Origin of the sequence: Bradyrhizobium cosmicum, from assembly GCF_032290525.1 — a bacterium.
Taxonomy (GTDB): Bacteria; Pseudomonadota; Alphaproteobacteria; order Rhizobiales; family Xanthobacteraceae; genus Bradyrhizobium; species Bradyrhizobium cosmicum_A.
On record NZ_JASXTA010000019.1, the window covers coordinates 1 to 20,675 of the forward strand.

The 20,675-nt window shown below is 63.3% G+C and carries 18 protein-coding genes and 1 pseudogene; 10 read left to right on the forward strand and 9 right to left on the reverse strand.

Going from position 1 to position 20,675, the window contains the following annotated elements; translation table 11 throughout:
- Positions 1 to 2,298 precede the first annotated feature (2,298 nt).
- The 3 genes from QSV46_RS28845 to QSV46_RS28855 all read right to left on the reverse strand — a co-directional run bounded on the left by QSV46_RS28845 (position 2,299) and on the right by QSV46_RS28855 (position 5,068).
- Complete coding sequence (locus QSV46_RS28845) at positions 2,299 to 2,568, reverse strand: hypothetical protein (RefSeq protein WP_314959535.1); 270 nt, start codon at positions 2,566 to 2,568, stop codon at positions 2,299 to 2,301.
- Positions 2,569 to 3,239: 671 nt separating this feature from the next.
- Complete coding sequence (locus tag QSV46_RS28850; protein WP_314959537.1) at positions 3,240 to 4,283, reverse strand: hypothetical protein; 1,044 nt, start codon at positions 4,281 to 4,283, stop codon at positions 3,240 to 3,242.
- Positions 4,253 to 5,068, reverse strand: coding sequence for a DUF3987 domain-containing protein (locus QSV46_RS28855; RefSeq protein WP_314959539.1), 816 nt, complete (start codon positions 5,066 to 5,068; stop codon positions 4,253 to 4,255). The genes QSV46_RS28850 and QSV46_RS28855 overlap by 31 nt, the downstream gene beginning before the upstream one ends.
- Positions 5,069 to 5,328: 260 nt before the next feature.
- On the opposite strand from QSV46_RS28855, the gene QSV46_RS28860 reads away from it, so the two are divergent.
- Positions 5,329 to 5,529 carry a helix-turn-helix domain-containing protein gene (locus QSV46_RS28860; protein ID WP_314959542.1) on the forward strand — a complete coding sequence of 67 codons (201 nt, stop codon included), beginning with the start codon at positions 5,329 to 5,331 and terminating at the stop codon, positions 5,527 to 5,529.
- Between the two features lie 142 nt (positions 5,530 to 5,671).
- Complete coding sequence (locus QSV46_RS41460; RefSeq protein ID WP_409997217.1) at positions 5,672 to 6,220, forward strand: bifunctional DNA primase/polymerase; 549 nt, start codon at positions 5,672 to 5,674, stop codon at positions 6,218 to 6,220.
- Between the two features lie 139 nt (positions 6,221 to 6,359).
- On the opposite strand, the pseudogene QSV46_RS28865 reads toward QSV46_RS41460, so the two are convergent.
- Together QSV46_RS28865 and QSV46_RS28870 are read right to left on the reverse strand one after the other, a co-directional pair.
- Positions 6,360 to 7,868 (reverse strand): annotated as a pseudogene (locus QSV46_RS28865) (tyrosine-type recombinase/integrase); the annotation flags it as partial.
- 110 nt (positions 7,869 to 7,978) lie between these two features.
- A complete protein-coding gene (locus tag QSV46_RS28870) occupies positions 7,979 to 8,137 on the reverse strand; it encodes a hypothetical protein (RefSeq protein ID WP_314959545.1) in 159 nt (52 codons plus the stop codon).
- 312 nt (positions 8,138 to 8,449) lie between these two features.
- On the opposite strand from QSV46_RS28870, the gene QSV46_RS28875 reads away from it, so the two are divergent.
- Positions 8,450 to 8,641 carry a hypothetical protein gene (locus tag QSV46_RS28875; RefSeq protein ID WP_314959546.1) on the forward strand — a complete coding sequence of 64 codons (192 nt, stop codon included), beginning with the start codon at positions 8,450 to 8,452 and terminating at the stop codon, positions 8,639 to 8,641.
- Positions 8,642 to 8,663: 22 nt separating this feature from the next.
- Here QSV46_RS28875 and QSV46_RS28880 read toward each other — a convergent pair whose 3' ends face one another.
- Positions 8,664 to 9,842, reverse strand: a complete 1,179-nt coding sequence (locus QSV46_RS28880) for an OpgC domain-containing protein (RefSeq protein WP_314959548.1) — start codon at positions 9,840 to 9,842, stop codon at positions 8,664 to 8,666.
- A 253-nt stretch (positions 9,843 to 10,095) separates the two neighbouring features.
- Here QSV46_RS28880 and QSV46_RS28885 point away from each other — a divergent pair, with 253 nt between their 5' ends.
- The 3 genes from QSV46_RS28885 to QSV46_RS28895 all read left to right on the forward strand — a co-directional run bounded on the left by QSV46_RS28885 (position 10,096) and on the right by QSV46_RS28895 (position 11,591).
- Positions 10,096 to 10,401: an ETC complex I subunit gene (locus QSV46_RS28885; RefSeq protein ID WP_314959552.1), complete on the forward strand. Its 306-nt coding sequence runs from the start codon at positions 10,096 to 10,098 to the stop codon at positions 10,399 to 10,401.
- A 147-nt stretch (positions 10,402 to 10,548) separates the two neighbouring features.
- A complete protein-coding gene (locus QSV46_RS28890) occupies positions 10,549 to 11,040 on the forward strand; it encodes an Lrp/AsnC family transcriptional regulator (RefSeq protein WP_314959951.1) in 492 nt (163 codons plus the stop codon).
- A gap of 251 nt (positions 11,041 to 11,291) precedes the next feature.
- Complete coding sequence (locus QSV46_RS28895; RefSeq protein ID WP_314959555.1) at positions 11,292 to 11,591, forward strand: DUF3551 domain-containing protein; 300 nt, start codon at positions 11,292 to 11,294, stop codon at positions 11,589 to 11,591.
- A 91-nt stretch (positions 11,592 to 11,682) separates the two neighbouring features.
- Here QSV46_RS28895 and QSV46_RS28900 read toward each other — a convergent pair whose 3' ends face one another.
- Complete coding sequence (locus tag QSV46_RS28900) at positions 11,683 to 12,711, reverse strand: AraC family transcriptional regulator (protein WP_314959558.1); 1,029 nt, start codon at positions 12,709 to 12,711, stop codon at positions 11,683 to 11,685.
- A gap of 111 nt (positions 12,712 to 12,822) precedes the next feature.
- Between QSV46_RS28900 and QSV46_RS28905 the strand changes: the two genes are divergently transcribed.
- Genes QSV46_RS28905 through QSV46_RS28920 form a run of 4 tightly spaced genes read left to right on the forward strand, consistent with a single transcriptional unit; the run spans position 12,823 to position 18,566 of the window.
- Positions 12,823 to 13,995, forward strand: coding sequence for an isovaleryl-CoA dehydrogenase (locus QSV46_RS28905; protein WP_409997218.1), 1,173 nt, complete (start codon positions 12,823 to 12,825; stop codon positions 13,993 to 13,995).
- A 24-nt stretch (positions 13,996 to 14,019) separates the two neighbouring features.
- Positions 14,020 to 15,624 (forward strand): carboxyl transferase domain-containing protein, encoded by a 1,605-nt coding sequence (locus QSV46_RS28910; protein WP_314959561.1) that lies wholly within the window; start codon positions 14,020 to 14,022, stop codon positions 15,622 to 15,624.
- 4 nt (positions 15,625 to 15,628) lie between these two features.
- On the forward strand, positions 15,629 to 17,644 hold the full coding sequence (locus QSV46_RS28915; RefSeq protein WP_314959563.1) for an acetyl/propionyl/methylcrotonyl-CoA carboxylase subunit alpha: 2,016 nt from the start codon (positions 15,629 to 15,631) through the stop codon (positions 17,642 to 17,644).
- Position 17,645: 1 nt separating this feature from the next.
- Positions 17,646 to 18,566 (forward strand): hydroxymethylglutaryl-CoA lyase, encoded by a 921-nt coding sequence (locus tag QSV46_RS28920; RefSeq protein ID WP_314959564.1) that lies wholly within the window; start codon positions 17,646 to 17,648, stop codon positions 18,564 to 18,566.
- A gap of 107 nt (positions 18,567 to 18,673) precedes the next feature.
- Here QSV46_RS28920 and QSV46_RS28925 read toward each other — a convergent pair whose 3' ends face one another.
- Together QSV46_RS28925 and QSV46_RS28930 are read right to left on the reverse strand one after the other, a co-directional pair.
- Complete coding sequence (locus QSV46_RS28925; protein WP_314959566.1) at positions 18,674 to 19,600, reverse strand: dihydrodipicolinate synthase family protein; 927 nt, start codon at positions 19,598 to 19,600, stop codon at positions 18,674 to 18,676.
- An 86-nt stretch (positions 19,601 to 19,686) separates the two neighbouring features.
- Positions 19,687 to 20,670, reverse strand: a complete 984-nt coding sequence (locus tag QSV46_RS28930; RefSeq protein WP_314959567.1) for a TRAP transporter substrate-binding protein — start codon at positions 20,668 to 20,670, stop codon at positions 19,687 to 19,689.
- Between the last annotated feature and the right edge of the window lie 5 nt (positions 20,671 to 20,675).

The following is a 20,675-nucleotide window of genomic DNA, read 5'->3' on the forward strand; positions in this document are numbered from 1 at the left end:
CCTCCCTGCGTCACGAGCCCCGCGAAGCTCTCTCATCCTGATTGACGCTGCACTTCCATCCTGATTGCCGCGCCGCAAGCAGGGGTACCGGTAAGCGGGCCTCGCAATACCCATTGATGCGGATGTTCGAACATAGGGGTAGATCCCAGCGGGTATCTTGGCCTCTTGCTTGAGCGCAGCGCAGCATCACGAGAGCCGGAAGGGGGAGGGACCCGAACGGTCTTCCCTATTTGGAGTCGGAATTTCTTCGCGGAGTGAGTTGGACGATCAGCCCGGGAGAACTGCGCAACGCATGCGACGAAAGCGCCTTTGGGACGACTGAGCGTACCACCGCACGGCCAGCAGCCGCACGCGATCATTTTGCCGAATGACGAGCATCCGATAGCCCCGGAGCTTTACTTCATCGAGCCAGTGCGGTCCCGATGGGACGGGCTTGCCGTCGGTCGCAGAGCTCGTACGCCATGCGCATGTGCGAAAAGACAGGCGTGCCTGGTATTTTCAAGTCGGGAACAAGCGGCAATCGGCGGTGTTCGTCTCCAGCTCCGGGCAGAATCTCGGAGCGAACGCGTAGAACTTCCGGCCTCAGGACTCATCCTCCGGGGCCGACTTTTTGCGGGGTTGCAAGACTTGGCGCGTTCGGCCGGGTCACCCTCTCAGGCCTCCTGCACGGGGGTGTGATGCGCTTTGTGTGAATTAGTTCACAAGCGGCAGGCATCGCCCAGCATAGCGTGCGCGCTTCAACCGGAGGAAGCGCCATGAACGTTAATTGGACGACCTCTCGATTCATCGCACTGACAGCCGTTGTTCTAGTGGCCGGTGCTACTATGGCTATCGGCACTCCTCGCGGAGTGTTTGAGCCGACTTTGGGACAAGATTGGCAATGCAGCCGAACCTTGCTGCTCGTGACGACGTGTTCTCACTTGAGCGTTCGGCCGGAATAAGCTTGCAGCCTTCGAACGGACCCATCGTGGGGCCGAACATGGCCGGCCCCGAACTTAAGCGTATGCCGTCGCCGTTTGCATCGCAAGTGCGACCGCGATCGGCTGATGACGCATCGCCGGCGGCTGAGGCGCTGAAAACGGGTCAGCTGGTTCGCGCTGAGCCGCCGACTCGGCTAACCCAAGCCTCGTGATCGGTGCCCGCCGATCGCCAATATGTCAGTCAAAACTCCCGCCGGCTCACAAGGTCGGCGGGCTTTCTTTAGCCCTTGGCCTATGGGACAATCAGCCTAACCTAAGTTATTGTTTACGACGGGTTGTCTGGTTACAATCATCTATTGCAGATTGCGGTGATTGGAGCCCACATGATTACGGCCGCCCAATGCAGGAATTTGAGCAAGCAGTTCAAGGCACTTTCCTCCGCCCCCAAAACCTCCGAAGATCGAGCTTCTTTGTTGAGAAATATCGCCAAGAGCTTTGCGGGTGTCGCGGGGCAATTGGATCGGCTCGGCGCTCTGGTTAGAGCCGAAGGGTCCCGGAGACTCTCGCGGGCCGGCTAGCAGCCAAGCCGCCCCTACTTAGTTTGTTTCATTGCGTCCCACGGATGCGCATGCACGATGGGCCCGCAGTCGGCGGCAGCGCCGACGCTCGGTCCCGTGCTGCGGATTCAGGTGCGGACCTCCTAAAGCACGGGGCCGATTTGGCAACACTCTCCGGTGGAAATAGCGGCAGTTGCCTCAAGGCTTGTTCCAGCAATAGTGGAACCCGTTAGTTAGGGCATTTTCCAATGAGTGCGCGTAAGGTTAGCGAGCATTTCCGCTCGATGGAGCGGCTGTGCCTCGAGCAGGCCAAGCTCTCTCTTCCCGGTCTTGGTCGCGAGGCGCTTGAAGAGATTGCAAGAACTACAACGATGAGGCAAAGCGGCTGGAGAGCCGACACCAGTAAGCCGTTCAGGGAGATCCCGGTATGCGCAGGCTTACGAAACCGATGACTCTAGCTGGTAGCCTCGCTATCGCTGGCACATTCCTGGCGTCCTGCACCACTTCGGAGCGGATCGGATCGCAATCGTCTCCTCAAGCTGGCGCCGCCTGGGCGCGGAATCTGGGCGAGCCGCCTCCAAGCCGAGAGCTGAATGGCGAGGGCGTAGCAGCAGCGAAGTCGGGCCTGAACGCCGCTCGCGAGAAGGCGGTGCGGTAGGGCCAAACACAAGCGAGGTTGCGAGCGGACGGGTGCACTAAGTTTGTCTGTCTCTGGGGAGAGACGGCTCCGGCTGCAGGGTGGCTTTTGGGGTATGCCGGGGCCGGTCCGCCAGCTTGGGCAAGCTAGCGAGACAGCAAATCGGATGATCAGGGTTCGGTTCCTAACGGAGCGTCAGCAGATCCTCGCCAGGCGTCAGCAGCCGCACATAGGTCCTGATTTCGTGCAGCTCGAGCCAGCCGCGCTCGACTGCATACTTGATCCCGGCGCCGAACTCTGCGCCGCTTCCCTTCAGCGTGTAGAGGAAGGGATAGTTGATCTTCTCGATGTGGATTCGGCCGTCCTGTACCGGCTCGATGCTCCAAGCCAGCTTAACGAGCTGCCGCGCGGCAGCTTCCGGATCGGCGAAACGGCGTTCGGTGACGAGCTTCATGGCTGGAACAAAACCTCGACCCCATGCTTGGCCTGACTTCCCCAGGCCTGTCATGCCAGTTCGGGACGATATGCAGAGATCCTGCGGCGCCGCATGCTGAGCAGACCAGGCGCAAGCCGATGCGGACCACGGCTGATCCTGCGGAAGGGTGTCGAGCCGCACGTCGACCCTGCAATCGCAACGCCCGTTCAGGCATTGGATGCTGCAGGTCACATGGCCATCGAGCAGCCATTCCGCGGGGCTGCGGGACGGATAGTGGCCGGGCCCATTTCGTGTATCGACGGCGAGAGTGCATGCCGCATCAAAGCGACATCGCAAGTGCCTCGCAAATTGTCGATTCCTAGTAGCTCGGAAGGCGCGCGAGCTACGTCTGTCGTAGGTGGGGAAAAATCGCTTTCACGCTGGGAGGTGCTCGCCTGAGCCGACAAGCCAAAATTAGGCCGCCGGGCACGCAATAACTTGTCCCGGCGGCGTTTGTTCAGTCCAGCCCCGAGATTGGGATTAGCAAAAAATCCCGGATACTCTTGAGTATGGGCGTTGAGTGTGAAAGTTCAGTTCGCTTTGAGAAAAAACCACAAAGCCCGCCGGTTCACCATGCTACAATCCAGGAGCGATCAAAGAGTCCTCTGCCCCGCATTGCAGGTAGGGAGTGCCGGATGATTAGGCCGATCTTATTTGCTTCCCTCGTCCTGGTCGGCGGCGCTGTACAGGCTCAGCAGGGCGCGCCTCGCAACCCTCAAAAGCTGGAAAGATGCCAGCAGCTCGCTACCGAACGCGGTTTTTCGAGTGCGGGCGGAAGAGCAAAGGGACAAGCCCGCGTCGTTGCTGCCCGATGCGCAATAGTCCAGGGAACTTGTCTGACGGTCTTGGGGGCGATGGATCGACTCCCAGATTGGAAGCTCCGGAAAATTTCCCATCTCGCTGTTAACCGTGTGGATCACCTTCCCGTCGGTGTCGACAAACTCGACGACCAGAAGGATGTTTGAGGCGCGCTTGCCCAGGCTAACGGCTGCCCCTTCTTCTCGAACAAACGTGCGTCCGAAGCACTCAGCCGAAGCGAAAGTTCCGTAACGGCCCGAACGTGGCTGATAGGCGCGACCAGGGCCGGCGAAATCCTCGGGGCTCGATCTCTTCACCCCTGTGACGAAGCAGACGGCCGGTATTGATAAGGCGGTGTTCGAATCTTTTCTGAACGGTAGCGACGCCGGCGAAATTGTCTGCAGGCTGCAGCGAGGCTCGCTAGGTATTTTGGTCACCTCTAACGAGACCTGTTCCCGCTTGTCCGCGATTAGCTTGATTTTCTCAGTCCATTCCTTGTTCGCGGCGCCGCTGGCAAAGAATGTGATCGGCACGGTTAGCCAAACGGAGTCAGATGCCGACGGCAGATTCGCATTAACCTCCGCCTTTCCAACACCGATCGTTACTAAAGCGTCTATTCGGGCGATCAGGTCCTTGTAAGTTTCAAACGCTGCCGCCCGCTCGGCACCCAATGTAGTCGCCGCTGCTTCGGCAGAGTTGCTGTCGAACTCGACCGTAGGCACCGCGCTTGCGCGCAGTGTCTGGACCAGCGGGGCGACGTTCACCGTAATCCGTGCGACAACTTTGCAGTTTCCATTAGTGCACTCCTGGGACACCGGCTCGAATTTCGATACGTAGGCATTGGTGTACGACAGAAGCTTTTCTTCTACGATGGTCGAGACTTGATCGGCCGACATCTTGGTTTCAACGCGGCGCCGATTATCGATGTAGAGGCCGGCCACCTGTTGAACAGCCAAACGCGAGGCGTCTTAACGATCACGTCCGCCGGATGCATATCCTCCTGGGCGGGTTCTTCGGTCTTTTTCTTCCCCGGCTTTTGTGTCGAAAACGCCAGTTCCGCCCGATCGAACTCGGACAATTCCTTCGCGAACGCTGCCGACCAGCGTTTGTTGACCGGTTTGGCAAAAGCGAGCGCAGCCTTCACCGCGGCCGATTTGGCTGAACCTGGGTCCCCGACGAGCGCGGTCCACAGAACGCAGAGCACCGACCAGGAGCTCCGGTTTTGGTACATTTGCAGCCGATTGGTTGCCGGAATGAGCGAACCTACGACAGCTACAGCCGCGGCGGTGATCGCGTCTTGGTTCACGCCAAGCGACCGGGCCCGGTCCCTTCCGAACGCGTTCAGAAAGGGAGGAACGATGCCGTCAAGCATGTCTTCTGGCGGCTTCTCCTGTTTCCAGAGGTCAACCGGTCCATCCCATTCGCCGGCCAGCTTCGGTCGTTCGTCCACTTCGACAGGCTCGAACTCCACCTCGGCGCATGCGATGCCGGGAGGATCCTGGGCGTAGGTGTAGGCGTTTCGAACCCGCATCTCGATGTGGTCCTGGCTCTTGCCTTCGGCGCCCGGCCAATGCTCGACGATCAATTCTAGGCACGTCTCTTCGCTGATGCCGAGGCCGCGGACGGAGCAGGCTACGACGTATGTGCCATGCGCCGGCGCACCGCCGGCTAGGTACGACATGGCGCGTTCGATGTTGGTTGGTTGATCGAGCTCGACTAGGGGAATCGCGCGGTCGAGGGCGGATCGCTCACGAGGACGTCCACAGGCTGTTGCCCATGCCTCCGGAAGAACGAAGAATTGTGGGTTTGTGAATCGCTAAAATCGACAAACCCACAAATGCAAGGGGAGACGGCTTCTGATGGTCGTTGCTAGCATCTGATCCAAGTGGTGGGCGCGGGCTTCCTTCTGATGACGGCGCCCCGCAAATGGAGAAGGGATCAATGCAGCAATTTCTCGACACGAAAGAAGCCGCCAAGCACGTTCGACTTTCGACTGCCACGCTCGAGCGCTTGCGCGTGCGAGGTGGCGGTCCCCCCTACATCACGCCTATTCCTAGCCGCGTGCTTTACGACGTGACCGACCTTGATGCCTGGATGTGGAGCCGCCGGCGTAAATCGACTTCGGAAACTGAAGCGGCCTAAGTCACGGCGCGCCTACGCGTCTTCACCGGCCAAGCATTCCTAGACACCAGATATGAGGGCCAAATAGCCACGTCCCCCGCGGGCGCCAAAAGAATGGCCCCGCCGACTGCCAGGTCGCACGGGGCCAAATCGAAACCAAGAGATGGATATCACAAGCAGCGTTACGAAACAACGAACTACCCTTGCCAACCTAAAGCCGAAACTCGACATCGCGCTCGGTCTTGCCGAGCTGGGTTTCGACGTATTCCCGCTAGCGCCCAACCGGAAAACACCGGTCTTCAAGGACAATTGGAAGGACCTCGCAACCCACGATACCGATCGTGTGAAGAGGCTTTGGGCCGGCGGCTATCGCGTGTGCAACGTTGGTCTGCGCACCGGCCTTCCCTTCTTGAACGGCCTTCTTGCTGTGGTCGATATCGACATCAAGGATGGGAAACCAGGGAAGCAGTCACTTGCCGAGCTCGAGCAAGATCTAGGCAAGCTCCCCTCAACAATGACGTTCCGGACCGCCTCGGGCGGCGAGCATCGCTACTTTGTTGCGCCTTGGCCATTGGGTAACAGCAATTCGAAGCTAGGTCCGGGAATCGATATTCGAGGTGTTGGCGGCTACGTTGTCGGATGTGGTAGCACGGTCGACGGCAAAGAGTATGGCCTGATCGGGGGCGAAGAGTTTGCCGCCCTCCCTCGGTGATCGGTACGACATTCTCGCCAGCGCCCAGGAGCGGCGCACGCGAAACGGGCCTGGTGCCGATAATCTTCCGGAGCTCCGCCTCAAGAATCCCGACGACCGTTCGTTTCTCGGGGAGCATGTCGTATTTGTCGTAGGTCGCCGTCACATCGCCCTCGAGGTGATCGAGCAGCGCTTTGACATCCTCACGCTTGGCCCCGCCGCGGCGCGCGATCGTTGCGGCCGTACGTCGGAGGTCATGCGGCGTGAAGTGGGCCATGCCGAGATGCTCTCGAATGCCTTTGCGCGCAGGCCGCTTTCCTTTTGCCAGCCGGCCATTGAGCGCGGCAGACAGGGCATCTCGGGTGATCGGGGATAGTTGGGGAGGCGGGGGATCAGCCGGCCTTCCGTTCGCCGGTTGCGATTCATCTGAACCGGACCGCACCGTCCAGGAACAAAAGACCGCCCCTTGGTCTTCGGAAACGATAGCATCGCGCAGAACTGAGGTCGCCAAACCATTCATAGGGACAATCACTTCGCGCCGCTTCTTCACCCGATTCTTCGGGATGTGATACTGCGGGTCATCCGAGGTGAAGCCGACAAGCTCGGGGACTAGAAGGCCGGCGGACTGGCCTGGCCGGACCATGGTTGCCAGAATGAATCGCAGGGCGAGCGCAATCGGCCGGCCGGCGGGGAGGGCCGGCCCATCCAAGCCCCACCACAGCGTTTTGATCTCGTCGTCGGTGAGAACGCGTTCCCGCGGCGTTTCTTGGTAGCGCCGGCGCATGTCTGCCACGGGATTGAGTGGCACATGTTTCCGCCCCGGTTCCTTGGCCCAGGAAAAGAGAGTGTGCAGGACCGACTGGGTTCGGTTGGCCCCGACCGGCGCCGTCGCGCCAATCTCCTCGAGGAGCTCCGCGACGTCGTCATCGGTGATTTCGGCGGCGATTCGCCGTTTCCATTTGGCCCGGGGCTTTTTCAGGTAGCCCTCATCGTTCTTCCAGGACGATTTCCGGACCTTCGCGTATTGGTCCAGGTAGAGTTGGGCGAGCTCATCGAATGTCAGCCGCTCACGCTTGGGGCGATTCGCGCGCTTCTCCGCGGCCGGGTCGGAGCCGTTGGCCACGGTTCCCAGCAGTATCTTGGCTTGGGTTCGAGCGGCCTCCGGGGCGATCTTGCCCACGGCCGCCAGAGTGAGCCGGCGAACGGGCGCGGTCCGGCCGGTTCCGGCCCGGTAAACGATGATGAATGACTTGGCCCCGGTCGGCCGGACGCGCACCCCGAACCCGGGAAGCTTGGCGTCCCAAACTGTATACTCCGACGCTTGCTTTTCCAGTCCGTCGACCAGGGTTTTGGTGATGGTTTGACCGCTCATTTGCCCTCCGGGAAGCACGGGGGAAGCACCGCGGTGCCAATCACAGCAGGTGATGGATGGCACGAGGTGAAAGAGCGGGCGATTTCCAGGCCACGACTGAGGCCTGGGATGGTGCCGGATGGTGGTTGAGGGACTAGCTGGTATGTTTTGGGTACTGCAGGTCGTTGGTTCGAATCCAGCTGCCCCGACCAGTCCCCGACCCGGACCGACAGCGTCTTCGTCCATCGCCGCAACGTCATGCTTCGCCGCGCGAAATCGCGCGAGGGTCATCGAACCTTTGGCTGCCGCCACAGACATATGGGTGTTGGGGATTTCAGCGCCCAATATCTAAACGGACGCCGCCAAGCGATAATACTCCGCTTGCGCGGCGTTGCGCGTTTCTGGACTGGCTTGATGGGCTCGCACAATCAGTTCGTCGCGTACCAGCCGAGCGGAAATGGAAGGTACGGCCAGACCAGCTGGTTGTCGTTGGCGGCCTTCGGCGGCTCCGGAACGGAGGTCTGGACGCGCGGAACAGGCGGCGTCGAGCGAAACGCCAGGCGCAGCCATAGACATTGCAAATTCATTGTGGTCGCGCCCCCGGCCGGTCAATTCCCTGAAAAATTCGCGTCAGTTCAAAATTGCAAATGCGTGCCTAAAACGGCGCGCTCGTTCTCAGATTATGCACGCACTGTAGAAACATCGGCGCCGGTTTTCAACCGGCCGGGGCCGCTGGGCACGACAGGTAAGGTTGACCGGTTAGGTTAAGGACCGACGATAGTTGCGGCCGCATGAGGGGCTGTGGTCAGGTCTGCAAGGCGCGCGATGGGCTGCCTGCAATTGATGCTCACACGGGATCACAGTTCGTCGCGGCGCGCGTATCCTGCGAGTTCTGCGCCATGACTTTCGATCGCAACATCCAAACCGTCCGTCCGCAATCCAGCTGGACTGAAATCTGGCACCTCTGGACCGTGATCGTGCCGCGCCGCTCGATCAACGGGCAGCTCGTGATCGGAAAGGTCTGGCGCCGCCACGACGGCCGCGACTGGATCTACAGGAAGTTCACCGAGTACGACAGCGAAGCGGCTTGAAGCCGCATCGCCATCATCGGGCTCAGGCCGCCTTTGCCGGCGCGCTGGCTGCGGGCTTGGCCGGCGGCGGCTTCAGCGGCTTGTCCTGCTTCTTCGACCAGGAAATGTAGTACGCAACCGTCGTCATGATCGCGATGCCGGCGATGCTGACGAAGATCTGCGCGAACAGCGAGCCCGAGCTCATCGACAGCTCGAAATGGCCGACAAAGGACAGGAACACGCCGACGCAGAACACGGCGAGCGACTGCTGGCCGCACACGATCAGCGGGTCGAACACCTTCCACTCCAGGCCCGGCCATTCCTTCGGAACGAAGCGGATCACCAGGATCACGATCACCACGAAGTGGAGGAAGCGGTAGGGCGCAAGATTGGTCTTGTCGTTGGGGTTGAAGGCCGAGAACAGCCATTCCGGGAGCATGCCGCCCAGGGCCGGGAAGCGGCCGGCCATGGTCATGACCAGCGCGAACAACAGATAGCCGAGACAAAACCACAGCGTAACGGGCGAATTGATCACCGCTCCCGAGCGCCGTGCCCCGCCCATCGCACACCAGGCCCCGAACACGAACAGCACCTGCCAGGCATACGGGTTGAAATACCACTGGCCGGCCGGATAGGCAGTCAGGTTCAGGCCGTAATAGCGCGCGGCGAGCCACAGCACGATCGACAGCGCCATCGTCAAATCCGGCTTGCGCAGCATGAACCACAGCACCGGTGGAAACAGGCCCATCAGCACGATGTAGAGCGGCAGCACGTCGAGATTGAGCGGCTTGAAGCGCAGGAACAGCCCTTGGCGCAGCGTCTCGGTGGCGTTGTCGACGAGGCCGGCGACGTTGAACTCGTTGATCATCTCGGAATCGCCGAAGCGCAGCGCGAGATAGCTGATCGAGGCGATGTAGATCACGAACAGGATGATGTGGGCGACGTAGAGCTGCCAGACCCGCTTGGTCAGCCTTGTGGCGCCGACGATGAAGCCGCGCTCCAGCATCATCCGCGCATAGACGAAGGAGGCGGTGTAGCCGGAGATGAAGACGAACAAATCGGCGGCATCGGAAAAGCCGTAATTGCGCGTCGTGATCCAGTTCACGACGTTGTCGGGGATGTGGTCGAGGAAGATCGCCCAGTTGGCGACGCCGCGAAACAGGTCGAGCCTGAGGTCGCGGCCCTTCTCGGGAAGCGTTGCGCTGACGTTCAGGAAGGCCATGCGAGGTGGGCTTTCGAATGGGACGGACAGGCTGATGTCGGCGAGGCAGGGCCACCGGGCGGGATCCCGGCGCGGAAGGCGGGTACGCAATTGTCACGGTGCAGCATAATGACTATACCCGTCGGCAAGGCGTCCCGGAGGACCGGAATCACCGAACAGTTCCGAAGGGTGTCTCTATACTATGCCCGCGGTTTCCACCAACTGCTACCGTGACGCATCGAAATCGAACGAAAAGACGAGGCCCGGACCACCCATGACCGCACGCATTTTCAAGCCAGCCAAGAACGCGATGCAATCCGGCCGGTCCAAGACCAAGGAATGGCAGCTCGATTACGAACCCGAGCAGCCGCGCGCGGTCGAGCCGCTGATGGGCTGGACCTCGTCCGGCGACATGAAGCAGCAGATCACGCTGCGCTTCCACAGCAAGGAAGAGGCGGTCGCCTATTGCGAGCGCAAGGGCATCGCCTACCAGGTGATCGAGCCGCAGGAATCGGTGCGCCGTCCGGCGGCATATGCGGACAATTTTTCGTTCCGCCGCGGCGAGCCCTGGACGCATTGACCTCCGTCCGCGTAACCGCGTGAAAGACGTGGATGGCCGGGACAAGCCCGGCCATGACGCGAGGACTCACCTGCCGTTCAACCCCTTGGCACCCATTCCGCCGCGTGCTTCGCTGCCCCGCATGACACGATCATGGCGAGGTGGGGTATGGCGGGACGTGACCAGCTCGACGGCGTCGATCTGAAGATATTGTCCGAGCTGCAGCAGGACGGGCGGATGCGCAACAACGAGCTGGCGCTGCGCGTCGGCGTGTCCGGACCCAACTGCGTGAGGCGGCTGAAATCGCTGTTCAGCCGCGGCGTGATCCGGGCGGTGCGCGCCGTCATCGACGAGCGGCTGCTCGGCTACGAGGTGGTGTCGTTCGTCTCGATCCAGCTCGGCAGCCAGGCGCAGCCGGTGCTGGAGGCGTTCGAGAGCTCGATCGCCGTGATCCCGCGCATCCAGCAGTGCTGGCGGATCTCGGGCGATACAGATTATCTGCTGAAATGCGTCGCGCCCAGCGTTGAGAGCATGCGCCAGCAGCTGCTGCATTTCGCGGCGATGCCGAACGTGAGAAACGTCCGCAGCTTCCCGGTGCTGGGCGTCGCCAAGGACGTGCCGCTGCCGTTGCAGGAGGCGGCGGTATCGGCTGCAGGATAGGGCTGCCAAGCCGGGGGCTCGATCACCGAAAATTCCGAAGCGCAGGGCCTTCGAGAGCGAGCACATCGATTCGGATAATGTCACAAAAGCTTAGTAACTCACCTAACTGTGACATGTGATTTAGGAAGCCCTGCAATGCGCGGGCCCGTGATTGCCGGTCATGGCGCGCTGCCTAGATGCTAGGGTGTGAACCTCGGCCTGCGTCGCACGCTGGGGATGCTTTTGTGGGACCCTAAGCAGGAAAAGACATCATGACATCGACTTCGAAGACGATCGCGGCTTCAGCCGCGACGCTGATTGCTTCCGCGTTTTTCGTTCTGTCGGCCCCGGCTGCAAAGGCCGACGATTACTGCATCACCAACGGCGCCCAAGCCGCGCATGGCTGCGGCTATCCGACCATGGAAGCCTGCCGGCAGGCGGCGGGCGGCATCGGCGGCCAGTGCTCGCAGAGCGGCGGAGCGAAGACCAGCAACGACGCGCTCGCCTTCCAGCCGAAGCAGACGCAGTCGCGCACCAAACTTCGCCCGGCCGGCCAGACCAACTCGAACTAACTCCTGACATCCAGAGCGGTTTCGAAAATCGCGGCCTCCGGGGATCGATCCCGGGGGCCGTCAATTTGTGACAGCCGGGCGACGGCACGCCTCAGCGATACCTTGCGCGAAACTCGCGCGGGCTCGCGCCGGTCCAGGCGCGGAAGGCCCGCGAAAAGCTCTTGTCGTTGCGGAACCCGGCGATCTCCGCGATGCGCTTGATCGGCGCCCGTCCGCGCATCAGCTCCTGCTTGGCGAGCTCGAATTTCGCCTCTTCCTTGAGGTCGCGCAGCGAGGTGGCCTCCGCGCGCAGGCGCCGGTGCATGGTGCGGGTGGAGAGCGCCAGCTCGCGCGCGACATCCTCGGCGCCGAGACTGCGTCCGCGCGCGTTGCGGAGCACGCGGCGGACGCGCTCGACCAGGAGACGGTCGCGCCGGTAGGGCAGCACGGTCAGCCGCAGCGCCCCCTTCAGCATGTTGTCCAGATCGGCGGCGCTGCGGGTGAGCGGCAGCGACAGGTAATGCTTGTCGAAGACGATGCAGGCGTGGTCCGCATCGAAGCGGGTATTTCGGCAAAAGATGGTCGGATAGAGCGAGACGTGGCCGGGCTCCGCATACGGGAAGTCCGCCGTTCGGAGCGCGATGGCGGAATCGACCGCCCAGCACGAGAAGCCGAGCACGTAGCGGAGCAGGGTGACCAGGCAGAATTCGCGCAAGCGGCCGAGGTCGCGCTGCTCGCGGATCGATACGATCGCGGTCTCCTCGCCGACCGCGAGATCGAGCAGCACGTCCTCGGTGAGCAGGCGGTGATGCCGGCACCAGCGCTTGAGCGCGACCTCGAGATTGGGCGCCGTGATCGAGGCGCGGCACAGCATGCCGTAGGTGCCGAAGGGCAGCCGCCGCGAGAACCAGCCGAGCGCCTCGTCGTCGAGCTCGCGCATAGCGTGGCCCGCCAGGGCCTCGAACTGGGCGGCCGTGACCCGCCCGTCCGGAGAATTGACAAGGTCCGGCGCTATCTGCCCTCGGCTCAGCGCCTCGGCGGGGTCGCGGCCGTATCGTTCGTAAGCGGCAACCACGCCTTGGACGAAGGCGGCAGGGGTCACGGCGCGGCGCGGGATGGCCGTTGCGGCTTGAAAAGGCATAGCAAATCCTCTGGGAAAATCCTCGCCAAGTTTGGCGGAAAATGCAACCTTTTCGACCGCAAGAGGGCGCTGATGCAGTTAGGTTCGGTGCCAAATTACGGAGGAATCGCCTTGAACATCCCGAGCATCGACTTCGATCTGGGCGAAGACATCGGCATGCTGCGCGACACGCTCCGCGCCTTCGTGGAGGCGGAGATCGCCCCGCGCGCGGCCGAGATCGAGAAGGCCAATCTGTTCCCGGCGGATCTCTGGAAGCGCCTCGGCGACCTCGGCCTGCTCGGCATGACCGCGCCGGAGCAATATGGCGGCTCGAACATGGGCTATCTCGCCCACATCGTCGCCATGGAAGAGGTTTCGCGCGGGTCCGCCGCCGTGGGCCTGTCCTACGGCGCGCACTCCAACCTCTGCGTCAACCAGATCCGCCGCAACGGCAACGACGCGCAGCGCCAGCGTTACCTGCCGAAGCTGATCTCCGGCGAATATGTCGGTGCGCTCGCGATGTCCGAGCCCGGCGCCGGCTCCGACGTCGTCTCGATGAAACTGCGCGCCGACAAGCGCGGCGACCGTTACGTGCTGAACGGCTCGAAGATGTGGATCACCAATGGCGGCGATGCCGACGTGCTCGTGGTCTATGCCAAGACCGATCCGGACGCGGGCCCGCGCGGCATGACGGCCTTCCTGATCGAAAAGGGTTTCAAGGGCTTCACCCACGGCCAGCATCTCGACAAGCTCGGCATGCGCGGCTCCAATACCTATCCGTTGTTCTTCGACGAGTGCGAGGTGCCGGAGGAGAACGTGCTCGGCAAGGTCGGCGAGGGCGTCAAGGTGCTGATGTCCGGCCTAGACTATGAGCGCACGGTGCTCTCGGGCGGCCCGCTCGGGATCATGGCCGCCTGCATGGACGCGGTGGTGCCCTACATGCATGAACGAAAGCAGTTCGGCCAGCCGATCGGCGATTTCCAGCTGATGCAGGGCAAGCTCGCCGATATGTACGCGACCTGGCAGGCCACCCGCGCCTATGTCTACGCGGTCGGGCGAGCCTGCGACCGCGCCGACCACGCGCGCAGCTTGCGCAAGGATGCGGCGGCTGCGATCCTCTATTCCGCGGAAAAGGCGACGTGGATGGCGGGCGAGGCGATCCAGGCGCTTGGCGGCGTCGGCTATACCAGTGAATTCCCGGTCGGGCGCCTCTGGCGCGACGCCAAGCTTTATGAGATCGGCGCCGGCACCTCGGAGGTCCGCCGCATGCTGATCGGCCGCGAACTGATGGCTGAGACGGCTTAGAACCTTCATCCAATTGGAAACAACATGCCGCTTCATTCCAGCATCGATCCGTCTTCATCAGACTTCGCGCGCAACTCGGAATCCATGCGCACCCTCGTCGCCGATTTGCGCGAAAAGCTCGCCCAAGTCGCAGGCGGCGGCGGCGAGGTTTCGCGCAGCCGCCACACCTCGCGCGGCAAGATGCTGGCGCGCGAGCGCGTCGACCTGCTGATCGATCCCGGGACCTCGTTCCTGGAGCTGTCGCCGCTTGCGGCCTACGGTCTCTATGGCGGGGACGTGCATTCGGCGAGCGTCGTCACCGGGGTGGGGCGCGTTTCGGGGCGCGAATGCGTCATCGTCGCCAACGACGCCACCATCAAGGGCGGCACCTATTACCCCATGACCGTGAAGAAGCATCTGCGCGCGCAGGACGTGGCGCGGCAGAACAATCTTCCTTGCGTCTACATGGTCGACTCCGGTGGCGCATTCCTGCCGCTCCAGGACGAGATCTTTCCGGACGAGCGGCATTTCGGCCGCATCTTCTACAACCAGGCGCAGATGTCGTCGCAGGGCATTCCGCAGATCGCCATCGTGATGGGCTCCTGCACCGCCGGCGGCGCCTATGTCCCCGCGATGTCGGACGAGAGCATCATCGTGCGCAATCAGGGCACCATCTTCCTCGGCGGCCCGCCGCTGGTGAAGGCTGCGACCGGCGAGGTGGTGACTGCGGAGGAGCTCGGCGGCGCCGACGTGCATTCGCGCCAGTCTGGCGTGACCGATCACTACGCACAGAACGACGCCCATGCGATCGGGATTGCCCGGCGCATCGTCGGCACCTTGAAGCCGTCCACACGGCCGAACCTCAACATGCATCCGCCGCGCGATCCGCTGTTCGCGGCCGAGGAGATCTACGGCGTCGTGCCGGTCGACGGTCGCAAGCCGTTCGACGTGCGCGACATCATCGCCCGCATCGTCGACGGGTCGGAGTTCGACGAGTTCAAGAAGCTCTATGGCACGACGCTGGTGTGCGGCTTCGCCCATGTCTGGGGCTATCCGGTCGGGATCATCGCCAATAACGGCATCCTGTTCAGCGAGAGCTCGCTGAAGGGCGCGCATTTCATCGAGCTGTGCTGCCAGCGCGGCATTCCGCTGGTGTTCCTGCAAAACATCACCGGCTTCATGGTCGGCAAGAAGTACGAGGCCGGCGGCATCGCGCGCGATGGTGCGAAACTGGTGACGGCCGTCGCGACCGCCTCGGTGCCGAAATTCACCGTCGTGATCGGCGGCTCCTACGGCGCCGGCAATTACGGCATGTGCGGGCGCGCCTACTCACCGCGCTTCCTCTGGATGTGGCCGAATGCGCGCATCTCGGTGATGGGCGGCGAGCAGGCCTCGATGGTGCTGAGCCAGGTCCGGCGTGACAACATCGAGGCCAAGGGCGATAGCTGGTCCAAGGAAGACGAAGACAAGTTCCGGGAGCCGATCCGCGCGCAATATGAGAGTCAGGGGCACCCGTATTACGCCACCGCGCGTCTCTGGGACGACGGCGTGATCGACCCGGCCGATACGCGGCTCGTGCTCGGTCTCGGCCTCTCCGCGGCGTCGAATGCGCCGATCGAGCCGACCAAATTCGGCCTGTTCAGGATGTGATGCGATGGACCGCTCAAAGCTCTACCGTCGTTTTCGTACGCTCCTGATCGCCAACCGCGGCGAGATCGCCTGCCGCGTCATCCGCACCGCCCGCGCCATGGGCCTGCGCACCGTCGCGGTCTATTCCGAGGCCGACCGCGACGCGATGCATGTAGCGCTCGCCGACGAGGCCGTGCTGCTGGGGCCCGCGCGTGCCCGCGACAGCTATCTCAACGTCGAGCGGCTGATCGAGGCGGCGCGCAAGACCGGTGCGGAGGCCGTGCATCCCGGCTACGGCTTCCTGTCCGAGAACGCCGAATTCGCGCAGGCTTGTTATGACGCGGGGCTCGTCTTCGTCGGCCCGACCGCGGCGATGATGAATGCGATGGGCTCGAAGTCCGGCTCGAAAGCGCTGATGGAGAAGGCGGGCGTGCCGCTGGTGCCGGGCTATCACGGCGAAGCGCAGGACGATGCGACGCTGGCGAAGGCGGCCGAGAAGGTTGGCTTCCCCATCCTGGTGAAGGCCTCCGCAGGCGGCGGCGGCCGCGGCATGCGCATCGTGCGTTCGGCGGCGGAGTTTGAGCCTGCCATTGTCAGCGCCAAGCGGGAAGCAAAAGCCGCGTTCGGCGACGACCGTATGCTGATCGAAAAATATGTCGACAATCCCCGCCACATCGAGGTGCAGATCATCGGCGACAGCCACGGCAATCTGCTCTCGCTGTTCGAGCGCGAATGCACCTTGCAGCGCCGCCACCAGAAGGTGATCGAGGAGGCGCCGTCGCCGACGCTCAATCCTGCCCAGCGCGAGACGGTCTGCGCCGCCGCGAGAAAGGCGGCGGGGGCGGTGAACTATGTCGGCGCCGGCACCATCGAGTTCGTCTCCGACGGCAAGGACGTGTTCTTCATCGAGATGAACACGCGTCTGCAGGTCGAGCATCCCGTGACCGAGTTGATCACCGGCATCGACCTCGTCGAATGGCAGTTGCGCGTCGCGTTCGGCGAGGCGCTGCCGCTCAAACAAGATGAAATCAAGCTCAACGGCCACGCCGTCGAGGCGCGCGTCTATGCGGAAAACCCGACCAGGAATTTCATGCCGTCGGTCGGCCGGATATCGACCTGGCGCTTGCCGGCGGAGACCGGTGGCCTGCGCATCGACGCCGGCTATCGCGAGGGTGATGCGGTCTCGCCGTACTACGACGCCATGCTCGCCAAGATGATCGCGTGGGCACCTTCGCGAGATATCGCGGTCGAGCGGCTGAACCGCGGACTGGAAGAGTCCGACGTTCGCGGCATCGTCACCAATATCCCGTTCCTGTCGGCGCTGATGACCCATCCGAACGTGCGGACCAATGCGATCGACACCGGCTTCATCGAGCGCGAGCTGGCGGTGCTGACACAGGCCTCGCCGGCGCCCGGAGAGCTCGAGCTGTGCGCGGCGGTTGCCGGGATCGTCAATGACGAGCGGCAGGCGGCGCAAGGCGGGGCGAACTCGCCCTGGCAGACGTTTGGCTGGCAGCCGGTCGGCCGCCGCCAGCGCAAGTTTTCCTTCCGCATCGGACATGGCGTCGGACATGGGCCCGAGCACAAGATCACACTGAACTATGGCAGCGGGTCGTCGACGCTGCTGATCGGCGAGCGCGAGCTGGCGTTTGCCGTCATGCCGAAGGACGGCGGCTTCGATCTGACGCTGGACGGCGTCAAATCGCAGGTTGCCGCCGTGATCGACGGCCATGAGCTTTACTTGCGCACCCGCAACGGGCGCTTCGATCTGCACTGGATCGACCCGTTCGGCGGCGAGAGCGAGGAGCATGTCGGCGAGGACAAGATCACGGCGCCGCTGCCGGGCACCGTCGTCGCCGTGCTGGCGGAGGCGGGTGCAACGCTCGAGAAGGGCGCGCCGATCCTCACCCTGGAGGTGATGAAGATGGAGCAGACGCTGCGAGCCCCGTTCGCGGGCGTCCTGACTGCGATCAAGTGCAAGGTCGGCGACATCGTCCAGGAGGGCGTCGAACTCGCCGTGGTGGAGCCATCGGGTGAGTGACATGAGCGATCAGGTCCGCATCATCGAAATGGGGCCGCGCGACGGCCTCCAGAACGAGAAGATCCCCGTCAGCGTCGAGGCCCGCATCGGCTTTATCGAGGCGCTGGTCGCAGCCGGCCTCACCACCGTCGAGGTCGGCGCCTTCGTCTCCCCCAAGGCAATCCCGCAGATGGCGAGCTCCGATGCCGTGCTGCGCGGCGTGAGCCATGTGACGGGCGCCGAATTCCACGTGCTGGTGCCGAACGAGAAGGGCTATGACGCCGCGCGCGCCGCCGGCGCGAAAGTCGTCTCGGTGTTCGCGGCGGCCTCCGAGGGCTTCTCGCGGGCCAACATCAACTGCACCGTCGCGGAATCGATCGAGCGGTTCAAGCCGGTTCTCGCGCGCGCGAAGACCGACGGCGTCAAGGTACGCGGCTATATCTCCTGTGTGCTCGGCTGCCCGTTCGACGGCGAGATCAAGCCGGGAGCGGTGGCCGAACTCGCGAAGACGCTTTGGGAGCTCGGTTGTTACGAGATCTCGCTCGGCGACACCATCGGCGTCGGCACGCCAACCAGGGCCAAGGAGATGCTGCGCGCTGTTGCCGCCAACATTCCAGCTGCCAAACTCGCGATGCATTTCCACGACACCTACGGCCAGGCGCTCGCCAATCTCTACGCGGGGATGGAGGAGGGCGTCCGCGTCATCGACGCCGCCGCCGGCGGCCTCGGCGGTTGCCCCTACGCCCCCGGTGCGACCGGCAATGTCGCGACCGAGGATGTGGTCTACATGCTCGAAGGCATGGGCGTCAGAAGCGGCATCGACATGGTGAAGCTGCTGGCCGCCACGAATGAGATGAGCGGCGTGCTCGGCAAACCGCCCGTCAGTCGCGTGGTGTCCGCGTTGAATGCGAAGAAGAAGCGCGCGGCGACTTCAGCTTCGTAGCTTCGTAGGGTGGGCAAAGCGGAGCGTGCCCACCATTGGAGAAGACGGACGCGGGGAAATGGTGGGCACGGCGCTACGCGCCTTTGCCCACCCTACGAGACCTTCCGTCAGGCCGCCTTCAGCCCAACATCCGGCAGGCGCGGCCGGTTCTTCAGCGCTTTGGCCATCATCGCCTCGACCTCGGCCTTCTCGTGCGGCAGCAGCGCGAGGCGAGGCGGGCGCGTCAGCGCGGTGCCGCGGCCCATGATGTGCTCGCACAGCTTGATGCACTGGACGAGGTCCGGGCGGGCGTCGAGATGCAGCAGCGGCATGAACCATTCGTAGATCGGCATGGCCTCGGCAAAGCGGCCGGCCTTGGCGAGACGAAACAGCGTCTCGCCCTCGCGCGGGAAGGCATTCGACATGCCGGAGACCCAGCCCACCGCGCCCATGGCGATGCTCTCGACGATGACGTCATCGAGGCCTGCGAACAGCACGAAGCGGTCGCCGACCATGTTGCGCGTGTCAATGAAGCGCCGTGTGTCGCCGGAAGAATCCTTGAAGCAGACCACGGTCTCGACGTCGGCGAGCGTCGCCAGGATATCAGGCGTGACGTCGTTCTTGTAGATCGGCGGATTGTTGTAGAGCATCACCGGCAGATCCGTCGCGCTGGCGACGGCGCGGAAATGCGCGGCGGTCTCGTGCGGTTTCGAGGAATAGACCAGCGCCGGCATCACCATCACGCCGTCGATGCCGACGCGCGCGGCTTCCTTCGCGGTTTCGACCGCGAAGGCCGTGGTGAATTCGGCGATGCCGCACAGTACCGGCACGCGGCCCGCCGCGACCGACTTCGCCGTCTCCATGATCGCGACCTTCTCCTTGCGCTCCAGTGACGTGTTCTCGCCGACCGAGCCGCAGACGATCAGGCCGGAGACGCCGTCGCGGATCAGCCCGTCCATGACCTTCGCGGTCGCCTCGATGTCGAGCGAGAGATCGTCGTGGAATTGCGTGGTGACGGCCGGGAAGACGCCTTCCCAGGAAACGCGGCGGCTCATGAGTTCACTCCAAGTGACTTGTGACAAGTGTATGGCCGGCGGGGGGCTGGGTCCGCCGGGCGTTGTGAAGAAGATGGCGGGCTAGATCAGAGCGTCGCGCCGACCTTGCGCAGTTCTGCGAGAACAGGTGCCTTCGGCAGCCAGATCTTGTCGAACTCGGCAATGACAGCCTCGGTGTCGCCGGCCGGCACCTGGCGGATCGGGATCGGCGCGTTGCGGAAGTTCTCGATCAGCGTCGGCTCGTTGGAGGCCAGCTCGTCGATCTGTGCGTCCAGCGTCGTCTTGATCGTCTTGGTGATCAGCTCGCGGTCGGTGGCAGGCAGCGTCTGCCAAACCCGGCCCGAGACGACCGCGGCCATCGGCATGAAGACCGCGTTCATCTGGAGGATCACCTTGGAGACCTTGTCGAAGCGCTGGTTCCAGGAGAATTCGAGATCGGCCTCGAGGCCGTCGACCTGGCCGTTGGCCATCGCGTCGAACACCTGCGGCGTCGGGATCGGCGTCGGCGCGGCGCCCAGCGAGGAATAGAAATCGCGATAGACCGGCGTCGGATTGATGCGCAGCTTCATGCCCTTGATGTCGGCGAGCGAATTCAGGTCCTTGGACGAGAACACCGCACGCATGCCGGTGATGCCCCAGCCGAGCCCGATCGTGCCGGTCTCCTGCGGCAGCACCTCGAACAGCTTCACCGCCGCCGGATGCCGCACGAATTTCGCAACCGCCGGCGTCGAACGGACGATGTAGGGCGCGTTGATCGCGGCGATGTGCGGCACGCGTGAGCCGAGCTCGGCGGCCTGGATGAAGCCCATGTCCAGTGCGCCGGATTGCAATTGCTGCATCATCGCGGGCTCATTGCCGAGCTGGCCGGAGTGGAACACGGTCAGGGTCAGGCGGCCGTTGGTCGCGGCCTTGAGCTCGTCACCGAACTTGATGGCGGCCTTGTTCCAGGAATGGCCGTTCGGCGTGATCAGGCCGAGGCGGAATTCCTTGGCCTGGGCGAGCGCCAGCGATGGCGCGAACACCGATGCGGCGGCACTGGCGGCGAGAAAGCGGCGGCGAGTAAGCGGCATGGTCG

What these genes read in the sequence shown, in the direction of transcription:
- QSV46_RS28845 (WP_314959535.1), bottom strand. Translation starts at nt 2,568, where the DNA reads ATGAAGCTCGTCACCGAACGCCGTTTCGCCGATCCGGAAGCTGCCGCG.
- QSV46_RS28860 (WP_314959542.1), top strand. Translation starts at nt 5,329, where the DNA reads ATGCAGCAATTTCTCGACACGAAAGAAGCCGCCAAGCACGTTCGACTT.
- QSV46_RS28900 (WP_314959558.1), bottom strand. Translation starts at nt 12,711, where the DNA reads ATGCCTTTTCAAGCCGCAACGGCCATCCCGCGCCGCGCCGTGACCCCT.
- QSV46_RS28930 (WP_314959567.1), bottom strand. Translation starts at nt 20,670, where the DNA reads ATGCCGCTTACTCGCCGCCGCTTTCTCGCCGCCAGTGCCGCCGCATCG.
- QSV46_RS28880 (WP_314959548.1), bottom strand. Translation starts at nt 9,842, where the DNA reads ATGGCCTTCCTGAACGTCAGCGCAACGCTTCCCGAGAAGGGCCGCGAC.
- QSV46_RS28925 (WP_314959566.1), bottom strand. Translation starts at nt 19,600, where the DNA reads ATGAGCCGCCGCGTTTCCTGGGAAGGCGTCTTCCCGGCCGTCACCACG.
- QSV46_RS28870 (WP_314959545.1), bottom strand. Translation starts at nt 8,137, where the DNA reads ATGAATTTGCAATGTCTATGGCTGCGCCTGGCGTTTCGCTCGACGCCG.
- QSV46_RS28895 (WP_314959555.1), top strand. Translation starts at nt 11,292, where the DNA reads ATGACATCGACTTCGAAGACGATCGCGGCTTCAGCCGCGACGCTGATT.
- QSV46_RS28850 (WP_314959537.1), bottom strand. Translation starts at nt 4,283, where the DNA reads ATGTCGGCCGATCAAGTCTCGACCATCGTAGAAGAAAAGCTTCTGTCG.
- QSV46_RS28890 (WP_314959951.1), top strand. Translation starts at nt 10,549, where the DNA reads ATGGCGGGACGTGACCAGCTCGACGGCGTCGATCTGAAGATATTGTCC.
- QSV46_RS28875 (WP_314959546.1), top strand. Translation starts at nt 8,450, where the DNA reads ATGACTTTCGATCGCAACATCCAAACCGTCCGTCCGCAATCCAGCTGG.
- QSV46_RS28855 (WP_314959539.1), bottom strand. Translation starts at nt 5,068, where the DNA reads ATGTCGTACCTAGCCGGCGGTGCGCCGGCGCATGGCACATACGTCGTA.
- QSV46_RS28915 (WP_314959563.1), top strand. Translation starts at nt 15,629, where the DNA reads ATGGACCGCTCAAAGCTCTACCGTCGTTTTCGTACGCTCCTGATCGCC.
- QSV46_RS41460 (WP_409997217.1), top strand. Translation starts at nt 5,672, where the DNA reads ATGGATATCACAAGCAGCGTTACGAAACAACGAACTACCCTTGCCAAC.
- QSV46_RS28885 (WP_314959552.1), top strand. Translation starts at nt 10,096, where the DNA reads ATGACCGCACGCATTTTCAAGCCAGCCAAGAACGCGATGCAATCCGGC.
- QSV46_RS28910 (WP_314959561.1), top strand. Translation starts at nt 14,020, where the DNA reads ATGCCGCTTCATTCCAGCATCGATCCGTCTTCATCAGACTTCGCGCGC.
- QSV46_RS28920 (WP_314959564.1), top strand. Translation starts at nt 17,646, where the DNA reads ATGAGCGATCAGGTCCGCATCATCGAAATGGGGCCGCGCGACGGCCTC.